This is a genomic window from Pseudophaeobacter profundi, from assembly GCF_029697505.1.
In the GTDB taxonomy this organism is placed as follows: Bacteria; Pseudomonadota; Alphaproteobacteria; order Rhodobacterales; family Rhodobacteraceae; genus Pseudophaeobacter; species Pseudophaeobacter profundi.
This window is the reverse complement of record NZ_JARJEF010000006.1, coordinates 44,245-59,797: the sequence shown is the minus strand read 5'-3', so window position 1 is coordinate 59,797 and position 15,553 is coordinate 44,245. Positions and strand designations below refer to the sequence as shown.

The window sequence follows — 15,553 nt, the reverse complement described above, 5'->3', positions numbered from 1 at the left end:
CCGCTGTTGAAAATATCGGTAACGCCGGGGGCTTCCTGCAGTGCCCCGGCGTTATGCTGGCATGGGCCGCGCCAACAGGGCACTCTGCCGCAAGCAACATAGATAACGCAGGGGAGGGGCCGCAATGGCGCGGGTTAACCTAGAAATCAAAGACCATATCGCCCATGTCACTTTGACGCGCGGCGACAAGATGAACGCCCTGGATGATGCCATGGTCAAGGCTATCCTGGCGGCGGGAGCCGAGGTCGCCGCCTCTGATGCGCGCGTGGTGGTGCTGTCCGGAGCGGGCAAGAGCTTTTGCGCCGGGCTTGATCTCATGAGCTTTATGGCGATGGGCAACACCCCCCCCGAGGACTGGCTGATGGAGCGCAGCCATCACGACGCAAATGAAATGCAAGAGGTTGCCATGATCTGGCGTCGGCTGGAGATCCCGGTTATCGCGGCACTGCAGGGGGCAACCTATGGCGGTGGCCTGCAATTGGCACTGGGTGCCGATATCCGCATTGCCGCCCCCGATACCAAACTGGCTGTGATGGAGATGAAGTGGGGTCTTATTCCCGATATGGGGGGGATGGTGCTCTTGCCAAAGTTGCTGCGCTCGGATGTGTTGCGCCAGCTGACCTACACGGCCAGCCCGATCACCGCCGCCCAGGCTGAAACCTGGGGGCTGGTGACCTCGGTCTGTGATGACCCGCTGACGGCAGCGCAGGCAATGGCGCAAGACATCGCCAGCAAGGGGCCAAATGCCATGCGCGCGGCCAAGCGGATGATCGACTATGCCGAATCCGGGGCTTCGCAAGCCGAAGTCCTGCTACGCGAAAGCGCCGAACAGGTGCAGTTGATCGGCAAGCCCGAGCAAATGGAAATGATTGCAGCCCAGATGCAAAAACGTGCTCCGGTCTTTAAATAGTCCGGCCGCGGCCTATATCGGGGGTACAGTCGTCCCTCCCAGACTGTTGAGACTTCTCACCCGGAAACGGGGTTGCAGAAGCAGGGGCGGTGCCGGTGAGCTGGCACCGCCCCTTTTTTGTTTGCAGGCCGGGCGCTTCGCGGGTGGTTCTGGCCTGCAGGTGGTTCTGGCCTTGGTCGATTGATCCTGTGGTCGTGCCCCCCATTGCAAAAGGCCGCCCATCGGGACGGCCTTTCACAACGGTTCAATGAGCCTGGATGTTAGAGCGAGGCCTGATAGATCTTGTCGATATTGGAGCCAAGCGCCTGATTATACTCGTCATCGGACATGGCGACATTCAGGCCCTCGGTCAGGGCGCGGCTAAAAGAGGCGATCATCTTTTTGTTCTGGGCCAGTCGGGCGCAGGCCTCATCGGTGCTGTAGCCGCCAGACAGGGCAACAACGCGCACCACGGCGGGGTGATCTGCCAGCGAATCATAGATACCGGCCTCATTCGGGATGGTCAGTTTCAGCGAAACCTTGGTGCGTTCGGGCAGGGCGTCCAGCTGATCCTTGATTTCCGCCTTCAGGAAAATTTCGGCCTCGCCCTTGGTGGGGGAGTTGATATCGACCTCGGGTTCGATGATCGGCACCAGCCCTGCGGCTGCGATTTGTTTACCAACTTCAAACTGCTGCGCGACAACATTCTTGATGCCCAGAGGGTTTGCCTCTTTCACCACCGAACGCATTTTTGTGCCAAAGATGCCCTTGTCAACGGCGCGCGACAGCAGCGCGTCCAGGTCCGGCATTGGCTTCATCAACTGTACGCCGTCCGCTTCATCTGCCAGGCCCTTGTCGACTTTGAGAAAGGGCACAACGCCGCATTTTTCCCACAGATATGTCGGGACAGGGATCCCGTCGATGGCATTGTCCATTGTCTTTTCAAACAGGATCGCGCCAAGAACCTTGCCAGAGCTGAAATCCGGCGCGCAGATGATACGGGCACGCATCTTCTGGATTTCGCCAAACATTTCGTCATCATTGGCATAGGCGTCTTCTGTCACACCATAAAGGGCAAGTGCCTTTGGAGTGGAGCCGCCGGATTGATCCAGCGCGGCAATAAAGCCGACGCCATTGGCGATACGGTCAAACTGTTCCTGGTGAATCTCTTGCGCCATGATCCTGTCTCTCCGCGAAAAAAACGTTTCTATATCTGGCCCTGTCTATAGCGCGCCTGTCACAGGAAACAAGTTGTGCTGTCGCCGCTTGCGCTAACGGAGTGGGGATTTCTGCCCATCGCGGCACTGCTTGGCGTATTGTCCGGTCCCGCACAAGAAACGGGCCCCCAAACTGGGGACCCGCATGAGATAGATTTCAGAAATCCGGGGCTGGATCACACCAGGCGCGAGGCCTCTTTGGCGGCGCGCACGAAGCCGTCAAACAGGGGGTGCGGCGCAAAGGGTTTGGATTTCAGCTCGGGGTGGAACTGAACGCCGATAAACCAGGGATGGTCGCTCCATTCCACGATCTCGGGCAGGCGGCCATCGGGCGACATGCCGGAAAAATTCAGACCGCAGGCCTCAAGTTTTTCTTTGTATTTGATGTCCACCTCATAGCGGTGGCGGTGGCGCTCTTCGATATGGCTGCTGCCATAGACATTGGCGACATTGGACCCTTCGCTGAGGGTGGCGTCATAGGCGCCCAGGCGCATGGTGCCGCCCTTGTCGTCATCCGCCTTGCGCTGGACCCGGTGATTGCCCTGCACCCATTCTTTCAGGTGGTAGACTACGGGTTCAAAACGCTTTTCACCGGATTCATGGTCAAATTCTTCGGAACCGGCTTCGCTGATACCTGCGACATTGCGGGCGGCTTCGATCACCGCCATCTGCATGCCAAGGCAAATGCCAAGGTAGGGGACCTTGTGTTCACGGGCATATTGGGCCGCCTTAATCTTGCCTTCGGTGCCGCGTTCGCCAAAGCCGCCAGGCACCAGGATCGCATGGAACCCCTGCAGATGTGGGGTGGCATCTTCACGGTCAAAGAGTTCGGCATCGACCCATTCGATCTTGACCTTTACCCGGTTGGACATGCCACCATGGGTCAGCGCCTCGGCGATGGATTTATAGGCATCTTCAAGCTGGGTGTATTTGCCAACAATGGCCACCCGCACTTCGCCTTCGGGGTTGTAGATGCGGTCGGCCACATCTTCCCAGCGGGCAAGGTTTGGTTTTGGCGCCGGTGAGATGCCAAAGGCATCCAGAACCGCCTGATCCATACCTTCACGGTGATAGGCGAGCGGGGCCTCGTAGATGGATTTGAGATCCTGCGCCGCAATCACCGAATCGGGACGTACATTGCAGAACAGCGCCAGCTTTTCGCGCTCTTTCTTGGGGATCGGCCCTTCAGACCGGCAGACCAGGATATCGGGTGCCAGACCAATCGAGCGCAGTTCTTTGACAGAGTGCTGGGTCGGCTTGGTCTTCAGCTCGCCGCTTGCCTTGATGTAGGGCAGCAGGGTGAGGTGCATGAACAGGCACTGGCCGCGCGGCTTGTCCTGGCTGAACTGGCGGATGGCTTCAAAGAAGGGCAGCCCTTCAATATCGCCGACGGTGCCGCCGATCTCACAGAGCATGAAATCAACCTCGTCTTCGCCAATCGAGATGAAGTCTTTGATCTCGTTTGTCACATGGGGAATCACCTGAATGGTCTTGCCCAGGTAATCGCCTCGCCGCTCTTTCTCCAGCACATTGGTGTAGACGCGCCCCGACGAAATCGAGTCGGTCTTGCGCGCAGGCACGCCGGTGAACCGCTCATAGTGGCCAAGGTCCAGATCGGTCTCTGCGCCATCGTCGGTGACAAAGACCTCCCCGTGTTCAAAGGGGCTCATGGTGCCGGGGTCAACGTTAAGATAGGGATCCAGCTTGCGCAGGCGGACTGAATAGCCGCGCGCTTGCAAAAGAGCACCAAGAGCGGCGGATGCCAGACCCTTGCCCAGTGATGAAACAACACCGCCAGTGATAAAGATGAAACGCGCCATGAGTGTCGGCTGCCCCCGTGAGAAGTCAGAATATAGCTGCCCGACGGTTGTGAGAAAACCGCTGCACCACGGGGCTATACATGTATAGGATTCGCGCAGAATGCGCAAGGGAACCGCAAGATGCTGTTACGGTTCCCGGCCAGAATTCTAGGTCTTGTAGATTTTATGTCGTGTTGCTTAGTCGGCGCTGGGAACCAGCGGCGCATTGTCGCCTTCGGCCGGTGGCAGCAGATCGCTGCCCAGGGGCGCGCTTGGCGCTTCAGCGGCTTCACCACCCTCTGTGCTTTGTATCTGGATGCCATCGGCAACCGAAGAACCAGCAGATTTCTGTGCCGCCAGAATGGTGAGGGTGATTGAGGTCGCAATAAAGGCCGCGGCCAGGACCCAGGTGACTTTGCTCAGCGCGGTTGCGGCTGAACGACCAGACATGGCACCGCCACCTCCGCCACCGCCCATGCCAAGGCCACCGCCTTCAGAGCGCTGCAAAAGCACCACGGCAATCAGGCCAAGAGCCAAAAGAAGATGGATGATGAGAACAACGTTTTCCATAGGTTCCTGCGGCTGTTGGCTAAACTATCGGGCGGTTGATAGGCAAGAATGGCGACAGGGGCAAGGGCTCAGTTTGCTTTGTTGCCACTGAGCGGCAGGCCAGACGCCGGGGACCAGGGCTGCAACGGCTGAAACAACCGTCAAATTATTGTCTGTTTCATGGGCCAAGCCGCGCGAAGAGCTGGAAAAAGTGGCTGGACGTGGGCGGCAAGGCTGGGGCATTCTCGGCCTATGCCACATGATCATTCTGACCACCCGCACGCTCTTTTACCGTCTGACCCTGCCTTGCGGGTCAAGGCGCTTGAAACGATTCTGACACGCAAGGGGCTGATTGAACCGGCTGCGTTGGATGAAATCATTGATACCTATCAAAACAAGATCGGGCCGCAAAACGGCGCCCGCGTCGTTGCCAGGGCCTGGAGTGATCCGGCTTTCAAGGCGGCGCTGCTGGCCGATGCCGATCCGGTCTTGGCCGAGCTGGGCTATTATGGCCGTCAGGGGGAGCATATGGTGGTGGTGGAAAACACCCCCGCCCAGCACAACATGGTCGTCTGTACCCTGTGCAGCTGTTACCCATGGCCGCTGCTTGGAATTCCACCCGGCTGGTATAAATCTGATGCGTACCGCGCCCGCGCCGTGCGTGAACCCCGCAGGGTTCTGGCCGATTTTGGCGTGACACTGCCTGCCGATACTGCAGTGCGGGTTTGGGATTCGACGGCAGAGGTGCGCTATCTGGTTCTGCCCATGCGCCCGCAAGGCACTGCGGGTTTGGACGAGCCCGCGCTTGCGGCGTTGGTGTCGCGTGATTCCATGATCGGCACGGCGTTGGTCGGGGCGCCCCAAAGCAACAGCGAGGCACCAGCATGAGCCGGTTGCACGACATGGGCGGGCGAATCGGCGATGGCCCTGTGGTGCCCGATCCGGCGGATGCGCCTGTCTTTGAACATGACTGGCACGCCCGCGCCCTGGCGGTGACCCTGGCCTGTGGTTCTTTGGGCAAGTGGAACATTGATGTGTCACGCCACGCCCGCGAGCGGCTGTCCCCCAAGGATTACACCCGGTTTTCCTATTACGAGAAATGGATCTCGGCGTTGGCGGATCTGCTGGTTGAAAACGGCGTCCTGACCCGCGAAGACCTGCGCGGGCAGGGGGATGCGGGGCCGCATGTGCTGGCGTCCAGGGCGCTCAAGGCGGAAGCCGTTTCCGCAGTTCTGGCCAAGGGCGGCCCTGCCAATCGCGACAGTGATATTGCCGCCGCCTATCGCCCCGGCGACCGGGTAAAGACCCGCCACCCCGGTGGCAGCGCGCTGGTGGATGGCGGCCACACCCGTCTGCCCGACTATGCGGCTGGGGCCTGCGGCGAAATTTTGTTGCAGCATGGGGCGCATGTGCTGCCTGACAGCAATGCCCATGGATTGGGAGAGATGCCAGAACCGCTTTATGCGGTCGCTTTCAAGGCCGGTGAACTCTGGGCGCATCCGGAACACCCCAATGACGATGTCGTGCTGGATCTATGGCAAAGCTATCTGCAACCTGATCCAGAGGCAGCCGGGACATGAGTGACTGTATCAGCCATAGCGCCCCGGAACCCGCCTTTCTGGAACCATGGCATGCCCAGGTCTTTGCGCTGACTGTTTCCCTGAACGAAGCCGGGCGGTTCAGCTGGGCCGATTGGGTCGAGGCGTTTTCGGCAACGCTGCGCCGCAATGGCCTGTCGCGCGAATTGGATGGTGGCGCGGATTACTTCAATGCCTGGCTGCAAACCCTTGAGGCGATTCTGGCCGCCCAGGGCAGTGCCAGCCCGCAAGAGGTGGCGCTGGTGCGCCGTGACTGGGAAGAGGCCTATCTGAATACTCCGCACGGCGATCCGGTGCGGCTGGCGCGCTGAGCCGCAGCCTGCGCGCCATTACTATTTAGCCTGCGGCGTTTTAGTGGTTTCCACGCGGGCGCGGCATCGCTATACGGGGCTCTGGTTTCCACCTGCATACATTTAAACCAGCATACAAAGGACCTGAGATGGCCAATGTCGTGGTAGTCGGCGCCCAATGGGGTGATGAAGGAAAAGGCAAGATCGTTGATTGGCTCAGCGAACGTGCAGATGTGATCGCGCGTTTCCAGGGCGGCCATAACGCCGGCCATACGCTGGTGATCGACAGCAAGGTTTACAAGCTGCACGCGCTGCCCTCGGGTGTTGTGCGCGGCGGCAAGCTGAGCGTGATCGGCAATGGTGTGGTGCTGGACCCATGGCACCTGCTGAAAGAAATCGAAACCGTGCAGGCGCAGGGCGTCGAGATCAGCCCTGAAACGCTGATGATTGCGGAAAATACCCCACTGATTCTGCCCATCCACGGGGAGCTGGACCGCGCCCGCGAAGAGGCGGCCTCCAAGGGCACCAAGATCGGCACCACCGGTCGCGGCATTGGCCCCGCCTATGAAGACAAGGTTGGCCGTCGCGCCATCCGGGTTGCCGATCTGGCCGATGATGCCACCTTGGAAGCCCGCGTTGATCGCGCCTTGCAGCACCATGATCCGCTGCGCAAAGGTCTGGGCTTTGAGCCGGTTGACCGCGACGCGCTGATTGCCCAGCTGCGCGAGGTTGCGCCTGCGATTCTGAAATTTGCCGCCCCCGTGTGGAAAGTGCTGAATGAAAAGCGCAAAGCCGGCAAACGGATCCTGTTTGAAGGCGCCCAGGGTGCGTTGCTGGACATTGATTTTGGCACCTATCCCTTTGTCACCTCGTCAAATGTGATCGCAGGTCAGGCCGCCACCGGTGTGGGCATCGGTCCAGGCTCGATTGATTATGTGCTTGGGATCGTCAAAGCCTATACCACCCGCGTAGGTGAAGGCCCGTTCCCCACCGAACTGCTGGATGCCAATGGCAAGCCTGACGCCGATGGTGAGCGTCTGGGGACACGTGGCCATGAATTTGGCACCACCACGGGCCGTCAGCGCCGCTGTGGCTGGTTTGATGCCTGCCTGGTGCGCCAGACCTGCGCCACCTCCGGTATCACCGGGATCTCCCTGACCAAGCTGGACGTGCTGGACGGGTTTGAAACCCTGAAGATCTGCGTGGGCTATGATCTGGACGGGACCCGGCTCGATTATCTGCCCACTGCCGCCGATCAACAGGCCCGCTGCACCCCGATCTATGAGGAAATGCCGGGCTGGTCCGAGTCGACCGAGGGCGCGCGCAGTTGGAATGAACTGCCCGCCAATGCGATCAAATATGTGAAACGCGTCGAAGAGCTGATCGAATGCCCTGTGGCGCTGCTCTCCACCAGCCCGGAGCGGGACGACACCATTCTGGTGACCGACCCCTTTGCGGACTGATGGCGGATAAACCCGGTCTCAGCTACAAGGCGCGCCGCCGTTGGGCGCTGGTGATCCTGTTGATTGGCATGCCGCTCTATATCATTGTGGCCGTCAATGTTGTCAGCCTGTTCGAGCGCCCACCGATCCTGTTGGAACTGCTTGTCTACGCGGTGCTGGGGGTGCTTTGGGTCCTGCCGTTCAAGTTTGTCTTTCGCGGTGTTGGCAAGGAAGACCCTGAAGAGACGGACCAGTAGGCAGGTCAGTGACCTGTGGCATCTGGCCCGTTGAACCGGGTCTGCCCCAGGCAAAATGCGCCAAAGCCGCAAAGAGAAAGGCCCGACCAGAGGAAACTCTGGTCGGGCCTTCTTGCCATGTGGCGGTTGGGTTTCGCAACCGGCGCTGCCGTCTGGGTCCTAGCCTGCGGCACGCTTGGCAGGGCGGAACCCGATATCGTCTGTGACCGAGAATTGACCGTTGGTGGCACCGCGTTGAATTTTACCCTCGCGCAGCATCTGGCCAAAGAAGCGCAGCCCGTTTTCACGGTTGAAATCGGCATGGCCGACGCTGCGCACCTTGTTCATCAATTGGGGCCGCGAGAAGTAATCGCGCCCTTCCACAAAGCTGAGATAAGCGGCGGCGGCCTCCAGCATCTCGTGCAGTTCGGCTGCACCGCGTTCCTGCACATAGTCGGCAAAGCTGCCAAAGGCAGCAGCCTGCGCCGGAAGTGGTTCTTCCTTGGGGGCCGAAATCCGGCGGGGGCGCACGGGATCAACCGGGCCTTTGGCAGCCGGGTCGATGCGCTGTTCGGCAACCAGTTTCAACGGGGCCGGACGGCTGCCTTTGCTGCGGGCGCGCGGCGTTTTGGCCGCGTTGGTTTCGGGGCGGCGGGGGCGTACCACATTGGCCAGGTCGGCGCGGTAGGGTTCGGCCTCATCCGCCTGGGCGCTGTTGTCACCGGCTGAGCGATCAGCCTCGGCAGCGGCAACAGCGGCGCGCAGATGGCTATAGGTCTCGCGCGAGGTTGCATTGTCGGGATCGCCCAACTTGCTTTCGGCGGCGGCCATCAGGCGAGAGACATCGCTGTCCGGTGACGGGGTCTTGTCGGGGCGTGTCTCTGTGCCTTCCGCCTGCTCGGCCGGTTCCTCTTGCGCGGAGGGCTTGCGGGGCTGCGGGGGCGCGGTTTCGGCGCTGGTTTTGCTGCTGGCCAGAAGATCGGCTTCGACCTCTGCCAGCTCTCGCATCAGGTCGGCTTCTTCTTCCGGGTCCAGCGAGCTGGTGATCTGGCTCTCGGCGCTTTCAGCGCTCATGGTCAGATCGTCTGCGTCGTCTTCCTCTGTGATCTCTTCCAGGTCGCCCGCGGCCATGGCGCTTTCTAGATCTGCGCGCTTCACCTTGACGATGCGCGCCCGCCGCTGGGGCTTGCTGGCATCTGTGGTCGGCGCTGGGGACGGGATAGCCGCTGCGGCGACCTCGGCCTGGGGTGCGGGGCTGTCAGGGGCGGCTGGCTCTGGCTGCCCCATTTCAGTTGCTTCCGCTTCTGTCTGTTCTGGTTGTTGCTGCTGAGGCAGGTTGAGACGAATCCCGCGTTTGGGGCTGCGGGGGCTTTCGTTCTGGGCCTCTGGCAGTGTGTCGTCCCGCTGTGTTTCGGCGCGCTTTTCCTGCGGCACGGGTTTCGCTTCGGCTTCAGGCTCAGCTTCCGACACGGGCTCGGCTTCAAGTTCGGCGGTGTGGTCGGCAGGTGCAGCGGCTGCAAGGCTTCCGGCGAGGTCAAGCCGATCCAGAATGCGGGAAATTTCATCGCCTTCTGCCTCGTCCTCTCCCTCTTCAGAGGTAAGATCCGCGCCCTCTGTGTCGTCGGCCTGTGCGAGGTCTGCGTGGACGGCGTCGATAAAGGTTTCGGCGTGCTCGTCTTCAGAGAACTCGTCATCGGCTGGCTGGCTATCGGGTGATTTGGCCACGACAGCGCGAATACGCTGCAGCTTGGCGGCAATGCTGTCAGCAGCGGGCGCCGACGCATCTGCAGTGTCGCGTGTAGTGGCTTTGTCGTTGCCCATGTCTTCAGCAAGGTCTTCAGCAGGCGCTGTTGCGGCGGTCTCTGTGGGCTCGGCGGATACGGCGGCCGAGATGGCGGCAATGGTGGCCATATCAACCGAGGCCGCAGGGGCTGTATCTGGCTCGGGGACGGGCTGTTGCTCCGCCATTTTCCCTGCCACTTTCTCTGCCTGTGACGCGACCTGCATCTCAGCCTCAGGTTCTGGTTCTGGTTGTGCCTGGGGTTCGACTGGTACTTCGGCTGCGGGCTCTTCTTCCTCTGCCTCTGCGGCGGCGGCCTCTGGTGCGGTTTTTGCCATATCCTGTTGTGCCACGGCCTCTGGCGTATCCTCCGCAGGATTGGCATCTGCTTCAAACAGATCAACACTGCTGAGATCAAGTTCCTCTGCCTCGGTGGGCTGGGTCACCTCTTGTACTGGGGGCTGTTGCGGCGTTGTGGCTGCTGGCTCTTGTGCCTGTGCAGCTTGTGCGACCAAGGGGGCGCTGGGCACCGGAGCCGAGGTCCGCAGGTGGATACCTGTGCTGCTGGTGCGGGCTTCAACCTGGCGGGCAACTTCGCGCTGGGCAATCCGGGCCAGCATATCCGCATCGGGCTGCGGCGGTTCGGCACCAAAATACCGGTCATCCGAGGCGAGATCACGAAAGTACTCGGCGATGGCCTTCATGGTGTCAAAGGAATCTTCAAAGCCTTCAAGCGTGCAAGAAAAGGTTCCGTAGGAAACCGTGAGAACTTTGTTGTTTTGTACCATCGGTTCGTGCGTCCTCGCCAAAGTAATTGCAATTTACTATATGGGCTAGCTCGTCAAATTATGCTCAAATCCGTGCAATTCATCGTATCATTTTGTGTTTAGATTGTGGCTGGTTTCCAATTCTGCCAGTAATCTCGGCATGAATAAGCTGATTGTAGAACAAAATACCCCTGTGACCTTGATTGGTGGTGGCGAGTTGGGCGAGGCAGACCTTGATCTGGCGCTTTCGCTGGCCTCTTGTCTGGTGGCGGCGGATGGTGGCGCGGCCCACGCCTTGGCGCGGGGGCATCTGCCAAGCGCAATAATCGGAGATTTTGATTCGATTGCACAGGATATTCTTGTGCAGATCCCGCCGCAGCGCCGGTTCCATGAGGTCGAGCAAGACAGCACCGATTTTGAAAAGGCGCTGCGGGCTATCCATGCGCCGCTGGTTCTGGCGGTGGGCTTTCTGGGCGGGCGGGTTGATCATCAACTGGCGGTACTGAATGCGCTGGTGCAGAACCAGGGGCCACCCTGTATTGTGCTTGGCGCGCAGGAGGTGATCTTTCACCTTCCGCCGTGCATTGCCCTGCCGCTTCTGGCCGGAGAGACGGTTTCCGTGTTTCCGCTGCGCCGGGTGCAGGCGCGTTCAACCGGGTTGGAGTGGAAGCTGGACGGGCTGACAATGCAGCCGGGTGGGCAGATTGGCACCTCTAACCGCGCCCTTGGTCCGGTGGAAATCTGGGTGGATCAGCCTGGGCTTCTGGCGCTGGTGCCACGGCACCATCTTGCGGCGGTCATGCAGGCTCTATTGGCTGCTCCGCAGGGGTAGGCTCTTCTGTGGTGGTCAGCGGTGCAGCAGGCAGGCTGGTGCCTGGCGCGGCGGCCAGCATTGCCTCTTGCTGCGCCTGTTGCGCGGCCTGCTGCCGGAGGCTGTGGTGTTCGCGCAGGATTGCATAAAGCCCCGCCGCGACGGTCAGCCCAATCCCGACGCTGGCCAGGCTGTTGGGCAGCTCGTTGAAGATCAGCCAGCCGACCAGGGTGGCGATGGGAATTTCCAGATACTGCATAGAGGCGAGGGTTGCGGCGGGCGCGTAGCGCAGGCTCCAGGTCATCATCAGATGCGCGGCGGTGCCAAACCCGCCGGCCAGCGCCAGCAGGGTCCAGCTGTCCCGGTCGGGCAGGCTGGGGCTTAGGCTGGCGATGTTCCAGCCCTGGCCCAGCCAGAACAGCGGCAGCATCAGCCCTGCTGCAATCACACCGGACATCGCCTGGAGCGGGATCGGGGCGGTATCCTTGGCGATGCGGCGGGTGACCAGCATGAACAGGGCAAAGATAACGGCCACGGCCAGCGGCCACAGCGCATTTGCCCCAACCACCGCAAAGCTGGGCTGGATCACCAAGAGCGTACCGATAAAGCCAACCACACAGGCGGCCAGACGGCGATAGCCGACCTCTTCGCCCAGCACATATTTACCCAACAGCAACATGATAAAGGGCATGACAAAGGCAATTGCCACCGCATCGGCCAGCGGTAGATAGCGCAGAGCGTTGAACATGGCGGTGATGCCTGCCATCTGCAATAGGGTCCGCAGCAGCACCTGCGGCAGCACCGCGCCGGGGATGCGCAGCGATTGCCGCAGCAACAGTGACAGCGGCAGCAGGATCAGCGCCTGGGCGGCAAAGCGCACAAAGACGATCTGCCCCACCGGCACCCGATGGGACAGCAGTTTGGCAATTGCATCGCCAAGCGGGATAAGCAGGCAAAAGCCCAGCATCAGGGCGATGCCGAGCAGGGGGCGATCTTGGGTGGTGTCTTGTGTCATGGCGCCACGCTAGGCGCGGCCGTAGAAAGGTGCAAGCTAAGGTTGCCTTTGAGCCGGTGCTACACCCCCATCAGCAATTTGGCACATTCACCGCCAGGCCGCCAAGCGAGGTCTCTTTGTACTTTTCGTGCATGTCTGCCCCGGTCTGGCGCATGGTTTCGATACAGGCATCCAGCGGCACAAAATGCTGACCGTCGCCGCGCAGCGCCAGCGAGGCAGCCGAGACCGCCTTGATTGCCGCCAGCCCGTTGCGTTCGATACAGGGCACCTGCACCAGGCCCTTGACCGGATCGCAGGTCATGCCAAGGTGGTGCTCCAACGCGATTTCGGCGGCGTTTTCCACCTGTTCAGGCGTGCCGCCCATAACCGCGCAGAGGCCAGCGGCCGACATCGCCGCAGCAGAGCCGACTTCGGCCTGGCACCCGGCTTCGGCACCGGAGATGGAGGCGTTGAATTTGACCAGCCCGGCAATGGCGGCAGCGGTCAGCAGGAAATCCTCTACATGCGATTCTGACGCACTGGGCACATGATCGAGGTAGTAGCGGATCACCGCGGGCAGGGTGCCGGCCGCGCCGTTGGTGGGCGCGGTGACAACCTGACCGCCGGCCGCGTTTTCCTCGTTCACCGCCATGGCGTAGACGCTCATCCAGTCGTTGATGGTATGGGGCGGGCTTTGGTTCATGCCGCGTTCCGCCAGCAGACTGTCATGGATGGCCTTGGCGCGGCGGCGCACAAACAGACCGCCGGGCAGGATGCCTTCGCGTTCTAGCCCGCGATTGATGCAGTCGTTCATCACCTGCCAGATCCTTGCAGTGCCCTTGGACAGGCTTTCCGGGCAACCACGGGCCACCTCATTGGCCCGCTTCATCTGGGCAATGCTCTTGCCGCTGGATTTGGCCATGGCCAGCATCTCATTGGCGGACTTGAACGGGAAGGGAACCGGGGCGCCCTCGTCGGTGTCCTTTCCCTGGGCCAGTTCTTCTTCGGTGACGACGAAGCCGCCGCCGATGGAATAAAACACCTGCCGCAGGATGACATCGCCCTGGGCATCAGTCGCCATCAGGATCATGCCATTGGCATGGCCTTCAAGGGCGTGGTCATAGTCAAAGACCAGATCGGCCTTGGGATCAAAATGCAGCGCAGGCAGCCCTTCGGGCTGCATTTGGTGGGTCTTGGCCAGCTCCGCCAGAAAGGCCTCTGCCTTTTCGTCATCATAGGTGTCGGGCACAAAGCCGCCCAGGCCCAGAATGGTGGCGCGGTCGGTGGCATGGCCCACCCCGGTAAAGGCAAGAGAGCCATGCAGCGAGGCGCGCAGCCCGTGAAATTCGAAGGGCGAGGCGCGCATCATGTCAAGGAACCGCGCGGCGGCGACCATCGGGCCCATGGTATGCGAGGAGGAGGGGCCAATGCCCACTTTGAACATGTCAAAAACGGAGAGGAACATCAGGTGGCTGATCCTTCTGGGGGAATTGCAGGTTGGGGCTGGGTAAAGGGCGCAGGTCCCAGGCCCTCGGCGGTTTGGGCGGCATGGGTGGCTGGACGGTTTTCCAGCCCTGCCAGCATACGGTGCAGATGCGGGTAGTGGTCAAGCTGGTACCAGCTCAGATCATTCTTGGCAGGATAAAGCGCCATCCAGCGCATCATTGCAGCAATATAATAGTCCAGCACCGAGGGTTGTTCAGCCCCCAGCCAGGATGGCGCATGGCTGGCAAGGGTGTCCAAATGTCCCAGATGCACCGCCAGCCGAGACTGCATGCGACGGCGCAACACCGCCTGATCGCCTGGGTCGGGACCAATGTAGATGTCGGGATAGAACGAAATCCGTAGATCCGCATGCAGCGTGTTGGAGGCGAAAAACAGCCATTTCAAGAAGGCGGCCCGCTCTGGGTCGTCGGGCAATGGTGCCAGCTGCTGGTGGCGATCGGCCAGCCAGAGCAGAATGGCGGCGGTTTCAAAGATCGCCCCCTGCGGCGTTTCCAAGACGGGAATCAACCCGTTGGGGTTAAGACTGCGATAGGCGCTACTGTGTTGTGCCCGCGCGCGGCGGTCTACCAGGCAGGTCTCATAGGGTTGGCCAAGCTCTTCCAGCACCAAGCGGATCACCAGAGAGGCATTGTCAGGGGCATAGTGAAGGCGGTAGCTGTGCATCATAGGGCCGTTGTACGGAGCGTGCTGCGGAAAATAGCGCCCGTTTCCGGCGTTTCCAATCGGAAACCCGCCTTTTTGCGACAGTGAACCAACTGGCTGCGGCCGGTGCGGTATCGGGGCAGGCCCCAGGGGGCATGGGACTGGCGTTTCAATTGCCGCTCGCGCTTGTCGGGTGCTTTGCTTATAAGCAAGCAAACGCCAATCACGGAGCCAGCACCATGACCGGAGAACTGTCCCCCATTGACCGGGCCAAATTTGTCGCCGCCAAACGCGCGGCAGGCTTGGTCGAGCCGGGCATGCGGGTTGGTTTGGGAACCGGATCCACTGCCGCCTGGCTGGTGCGCTGCCTTGGCGAGATGGTGCGCGAAGAGGGGCTGCAGATCACCGCAGTGCCAACCTCGACCCGCACGGCTGACCTGGCGCGCGAGGTCGGCATCGCTGTCACCTCGCTGGATGAGGCAAAATGGCTGGACCTGACGATTGATGGCGCCGATGAATTTGACCGGGATCTGAACCTGATCAAAGGCGGCGGCGGGGCCCTGTTGCAGGAAAAGATTGTTGCCGCCGCCTCTGATCAAATGGTGGTGATCGCGGATGCGGGCAAAGAGGTGGAAAACCTTGGTGCCTTTGCCCTGCCGGTAGAGGTCGTGCCCTTTGGCTGGCAGACCAGCCATGCCCTGATCGAGGAAACCCTTGTTTCCATGGATGTTCTCGGTCGTTCCGCCAGTCTGCGGATGCACGGGGATCAGGCCTTTGTCACCGATGAAGGCAACTATATTCTGGATCTGCACCTGAACCGGATTGGCAATGCCCGCCAGTTGGCCCTGGTGTTGAACCAGGTCCCCGGAGTGGTTGAAAATGGCTTGTTTATCGATATCTGTGACACCGTCATTATCGGATACGGCGATGGCAATGTGGAACTGCGTGATATCAATGAAGGCACGGTAGAGCGGGAAAAACTGGATTTTGTCGAAAGCGACAATCTGTTTTCCGATCTCTCCGACTGAAAGGC

General features: G+C 60.8%; 15 protein-coding genes. 8 read left to right on the top strand and 7 right to left on the bottom strand.

What is annotated here, in order from left to right; genetic code table 11:
* Positions 1 to 124: 124 nt before the first annotated feature.
* Positions 125 to 910 carry a crotonase/enoyl-CoA hydratase family protein gene (locus P2081_RS11255; RefSeq protein WP_278922967.1) on the top strand — a complete coding sequence of 262 codons (786 nt, stop codon included), beginning with the start codon at positions 125 to 127 and terminating at the stop codon, positions 908 to 910.
* A gap of 260 nt (positions 911 to 1,170) precedes the next feature.
* Here P2081_RS11255 and P2081_RS11250 read toward each other — a convergent pair whose 3' ends face one another.
* From P2081_RS11250 to secG, 3 genes are all read right to left on the bottom strand, one after another.
* Positions 1,171 to 2,067 carry a fructose bisphosphate aldolase gene (locus P2081_RS11250; protein ID WP_278922966.1) on the bottom strand — a complete coding sequence of 299 codons (897 nt, stop codon included), beginning with the start codon at positions 2,065 to 2,067 and terminating at the stop codon, positions 1,171 to 1,173.
* A gap of 215 nt (positions 2,068 to 2,282) precedes the next feature.
* A complete protein-coding gene (gene pyrG / locus P2081_RS11245) occupies positions 2,283 to 3,926 on the bottom strand; it encodes a CTP synthase (RefSeq protein ID WP_278922965.1) in 1,644 nt (547 codons plus the stop codon).
* 177 nt (positions 3,927 to 4,103) lie between these two features.
* Positions 4,104 to 4,475, bottom strand: a complete 372-nt coding sequence (gene secG, locus P2081_RS11240) for a preprotein translocase subunit SecG (protein ID WP_278922964.1) — start codon at positions 4,473 to 4,475, stop codon at positions 4,104 to 4,106.
* Positions 4,476 to 4,706: 231 nt separating this feature from the next.
* On the opposite strand from secG, the gene nthA reads away from it, so the two are divergent.
* From nthA to P2081_RS11215, 5 genes are all read left to right on the top strand, one after another.
* Positions 4,707 to 5,342, top strand: coding sequence for a nitrile hydratase subunit alpha (gene nthA, locus P2081_RS11235; protein ID WP_278922963.1), 636 nt, complete (start codon positions 4,707 to 4,709; stop codon positions 5,340 to 5,342).
* The gene (nthB, locus tag P2081_RS11230; RefSeq protein WP_278922962.1) at positions 5,339 to 6,034 is read left to right on the top strand and encodes a nitrile hydratase subunit beta; all 696 of its coding nucleotides are present in this window, start codon (positions 5,339 to 5,341) and stop codon (positions 6,032 to 6,034) included. The genes nthA and nthB overlap by 4 nt, the downstream gene beginning before the upstream one ends.
* Positions 6,031 to 6,363: a nitrile hydratase accessory protein gene (locus P2081_RS11225; RefSeq protein ID WP_278922961.1), complete on the top strand. Its 333-nt coding sequence runs from the start codon at positions 6,031 to 6,033 to the stop codon at positions 6,361 to 6,363. The genes nthB and P2081_RS11225 overlap by 4 nt, the downstream gene beginning before the upstream one ends.
* A 128-nt stretch (positions 6,364 to 6,491) precedes the next feature.
* Positions 6,492 to 7,805: an adenylosuccinate synthase gene (locus P2081_RS11220; protein WP_278922960.1), complete on the top strand. Its 1,314-nt coding sequence runs from the start codon at positions 6,492 to 6,494 to the stop codon at positions 7,803 to 7,805.
* Complete coding sequence (locus P2081_RS11215; RefSeq protein ID WP_278922959.1) at positions 7,805 to 8,041, top strand: DUF2842 domain-containing protein; 237 nt, start codon at positions 7,805 to 7,807, stop codon at positions 8,039 to 8,041. The genes P2081_RS11220 and P2081_RS11215 overlap by 1 nt, the downstream gene beginning before the upstream one ends.
* 159 nt (positions 8,042 to 8,200) lie before the next feature.
* On the opposite strand, the gene P2081_RS11210 is transcribed toward P2081_RS11215, so the two are convergent.
* Positions 8,201 to 10,588, bottom strand: a complete 2,388-nt coding sequence (locus tag P2081_RS11210; protein ID WP_278922958.1) for a chemotaxis protein CheA — start codon at positions 10,586 to 10,588, stop codon at positions 8,201 to 8,203.
* A 139-nt stretch (positions 10,589 to 10,727) separates the two neighbouring features.
* On the opposite strand from P2081_RS11210, the gene P2081_RS11205 reads away from it, so the two are divergent.
* Positions 10,728 to 11,399 carry a thiamine diphosphokinase gene (locus P2081_RS11205; RefSeq protein WP_278922957.1) on the top strand — a complete coding sequence of 224 codons (672 nt, stop codon included), beginning with the start codon at positions 10,728 to 10,730 and terminating at the stop codon, positions 11,397 to 11,399.
* Here P2081_RS11205 and P2081_RS11200 read toward each other — a convergent pair.
* The 3 genes from P2081_RS11200 to P2081_RS11190 all read right to left on the bottom strand — a co-directional run bounded on the left by P2081_RS11200 (position 11,365) and on the right by P2081_RS11190 (position 14,544).
* Entirely contained in the window at positions 11,365 to 12,393 is a 1,029-nt protein-coding gene (locus P2081_RS11200) for a DMT family transporter (RefSeq protein WP_278922956.1), read from the bottom strand. The genes P2081_RS11205 and P2081_RS11200 overlap by 35 nt on opposite strands.
* A gap of 70 nt (positions 12,394 to 12,463) precedes the next feature.
* A complete protein-coding gene (locus tag P2081_RS11195; RefSeq protein ID WP_278922955.1) occupies positions 12,464 to 13,837 on the bottom strand; it encodes an L-serine ammonia-lyase in 1,374 nt (457 codons plus the stop codon).
* Positions 13,837 to 14,544, bottom strand: a complete 708-nt coding sequence (locus tag P2081_RS11190; protein ID WP_278922954.1) for a glutathione S-transferase family protein — start codon at positions 14,542 to 14,544, stop codon at positions 13,837 to 13,839. The genes P2081_RS11195 and P2081_RS11190 overlap by 1 nt, the downstream gene beginning before the upstream one ends.
* A 215-nt stretch (positions 14,545 to 14,759) precedes the next feature.
* On the opposite strand from P2081_RS11190, the gene rpiA reads away from it, so the two are divergent.
* Positions 14,760 to 15,548, top strand: a complete 789-nt coding sequence (gene rpiA / locus P2081_RS11185) for a ribose-5-phosphate isomerase RpiA (RefSeq protein WP_278922953.1) — start codon at positions 14,760 to 14,762, stop codon at positions 15,546 to 15,548.
* The last annotated feature ends 5 nt before the right edge of the window (positions 15,549 to 15,553 follow it).

Excerpts from the sequence above, each read along its gene's own strand:
- nthB (WP_278922962.1), top strand. The coding sequence starts at position 5,339 with ATGAGCCGGTTGCACGACATGGGCGGGCGAATCGGCGATGGCCCTGTG.
- rpiA (WP_278922953.1), top strand. The coding sequence starts at position 14,760 with ATGACCGGAGAACTGTCCCCCATTGACCGGGCCAAATTTGTCGCCGCC.
- P2081_RS11210 (WP_278922958.1), bottom strand. The coding sequence starts at position 10,588 with ATGGTACAAAACAACAAAGTTCTCACGGTTTCCTACGGAACCTTTTCT.
- P2081_RS11215 (WP_278922959.1), top strand. The coding sequence starts at position 7,805 with ATGGCGGATAAACCCGGTCTCAGCTACAAGGCGCGCCGCCGTTGGGCG.
- P2081_RS11205 (WP_278922957.1), top strand. The coding sequence starts at position 10,728 with ATGAATAAGCTGATTGTAGAACAAAATACCCCTGTGACCTTGATTGGT.
- P2081_RS11255 (WP_278922967.1), top strand. The coding sequence starts at position 125 with ATGGCGCGGGTTAACCTAGAAATCAAAGACCATATCGCCCATGTCACT.
- P2081_RS11195 (WP_278922955.1), bottom strand. The coding sequence starts at position 13,837 with ATGTTCCTCTCCGTTTTTGACATGTTCAAAGTGGGCATTGGCCCCTCC.
- P2081_RS11200 (WP_278922956.1), bottom strand. The coding sequence starts at position 12,393 with ATGACACAAGACACCACCCAAGATCGCCCCCTGCTCGGCATCGCCCTG.
- pyrG (WP_278922965.1), bottom strand. The coding sequence starts at position 3,926 with ATGGCGCGTTTCATCTTTATCACTGGCGGTGTTGTTTCATCACTGGGC.
- P2081_RS11250 (WP_278922966.1), bottom strand. The coding sequence starts at position 2,067 with ATGGCGCAAGAGATTCACCAGGAACAGTTTGACCGTATCGCCAATGGC.
- P2081_RS11190 (WP_278922954.1), bottom strand. The coding sequence starts at position 14,544 with ATGATGCACAGCTACCGCCTTCACTATGCCCCTGACAATGCCTCTCTG.
- P2081_RS11220 (WP_278922960.1), top strand. The coding sequence starts at position 6,492 with ATGGCCAATGTCGTGGTAGTCGGCGCCCAATGGGGTGATGAAGGAAAA.
- nthA (WP_278922963.1), top strand. The coding sequence starts at position 4,707 with ATGCCACATGATCATTCTGACCACCCGCACGCTCTTTTACCGTCTGAC.
- secG (WP_278922964.1), bottom strand. The coding sequence starts at position 4,475 with ATGGAAAACGTTGTTCTCATCATCCATCTTCTTTTGGCTCTTGGCCTG.
- P2081_RS11225 (WP_278922961.1), top strand. The coding sequence starts at position 6,031 with ATGAGTGACTGTATCAGCCATAGCGCCCCGGAACCCGCCTTTCTGGAA.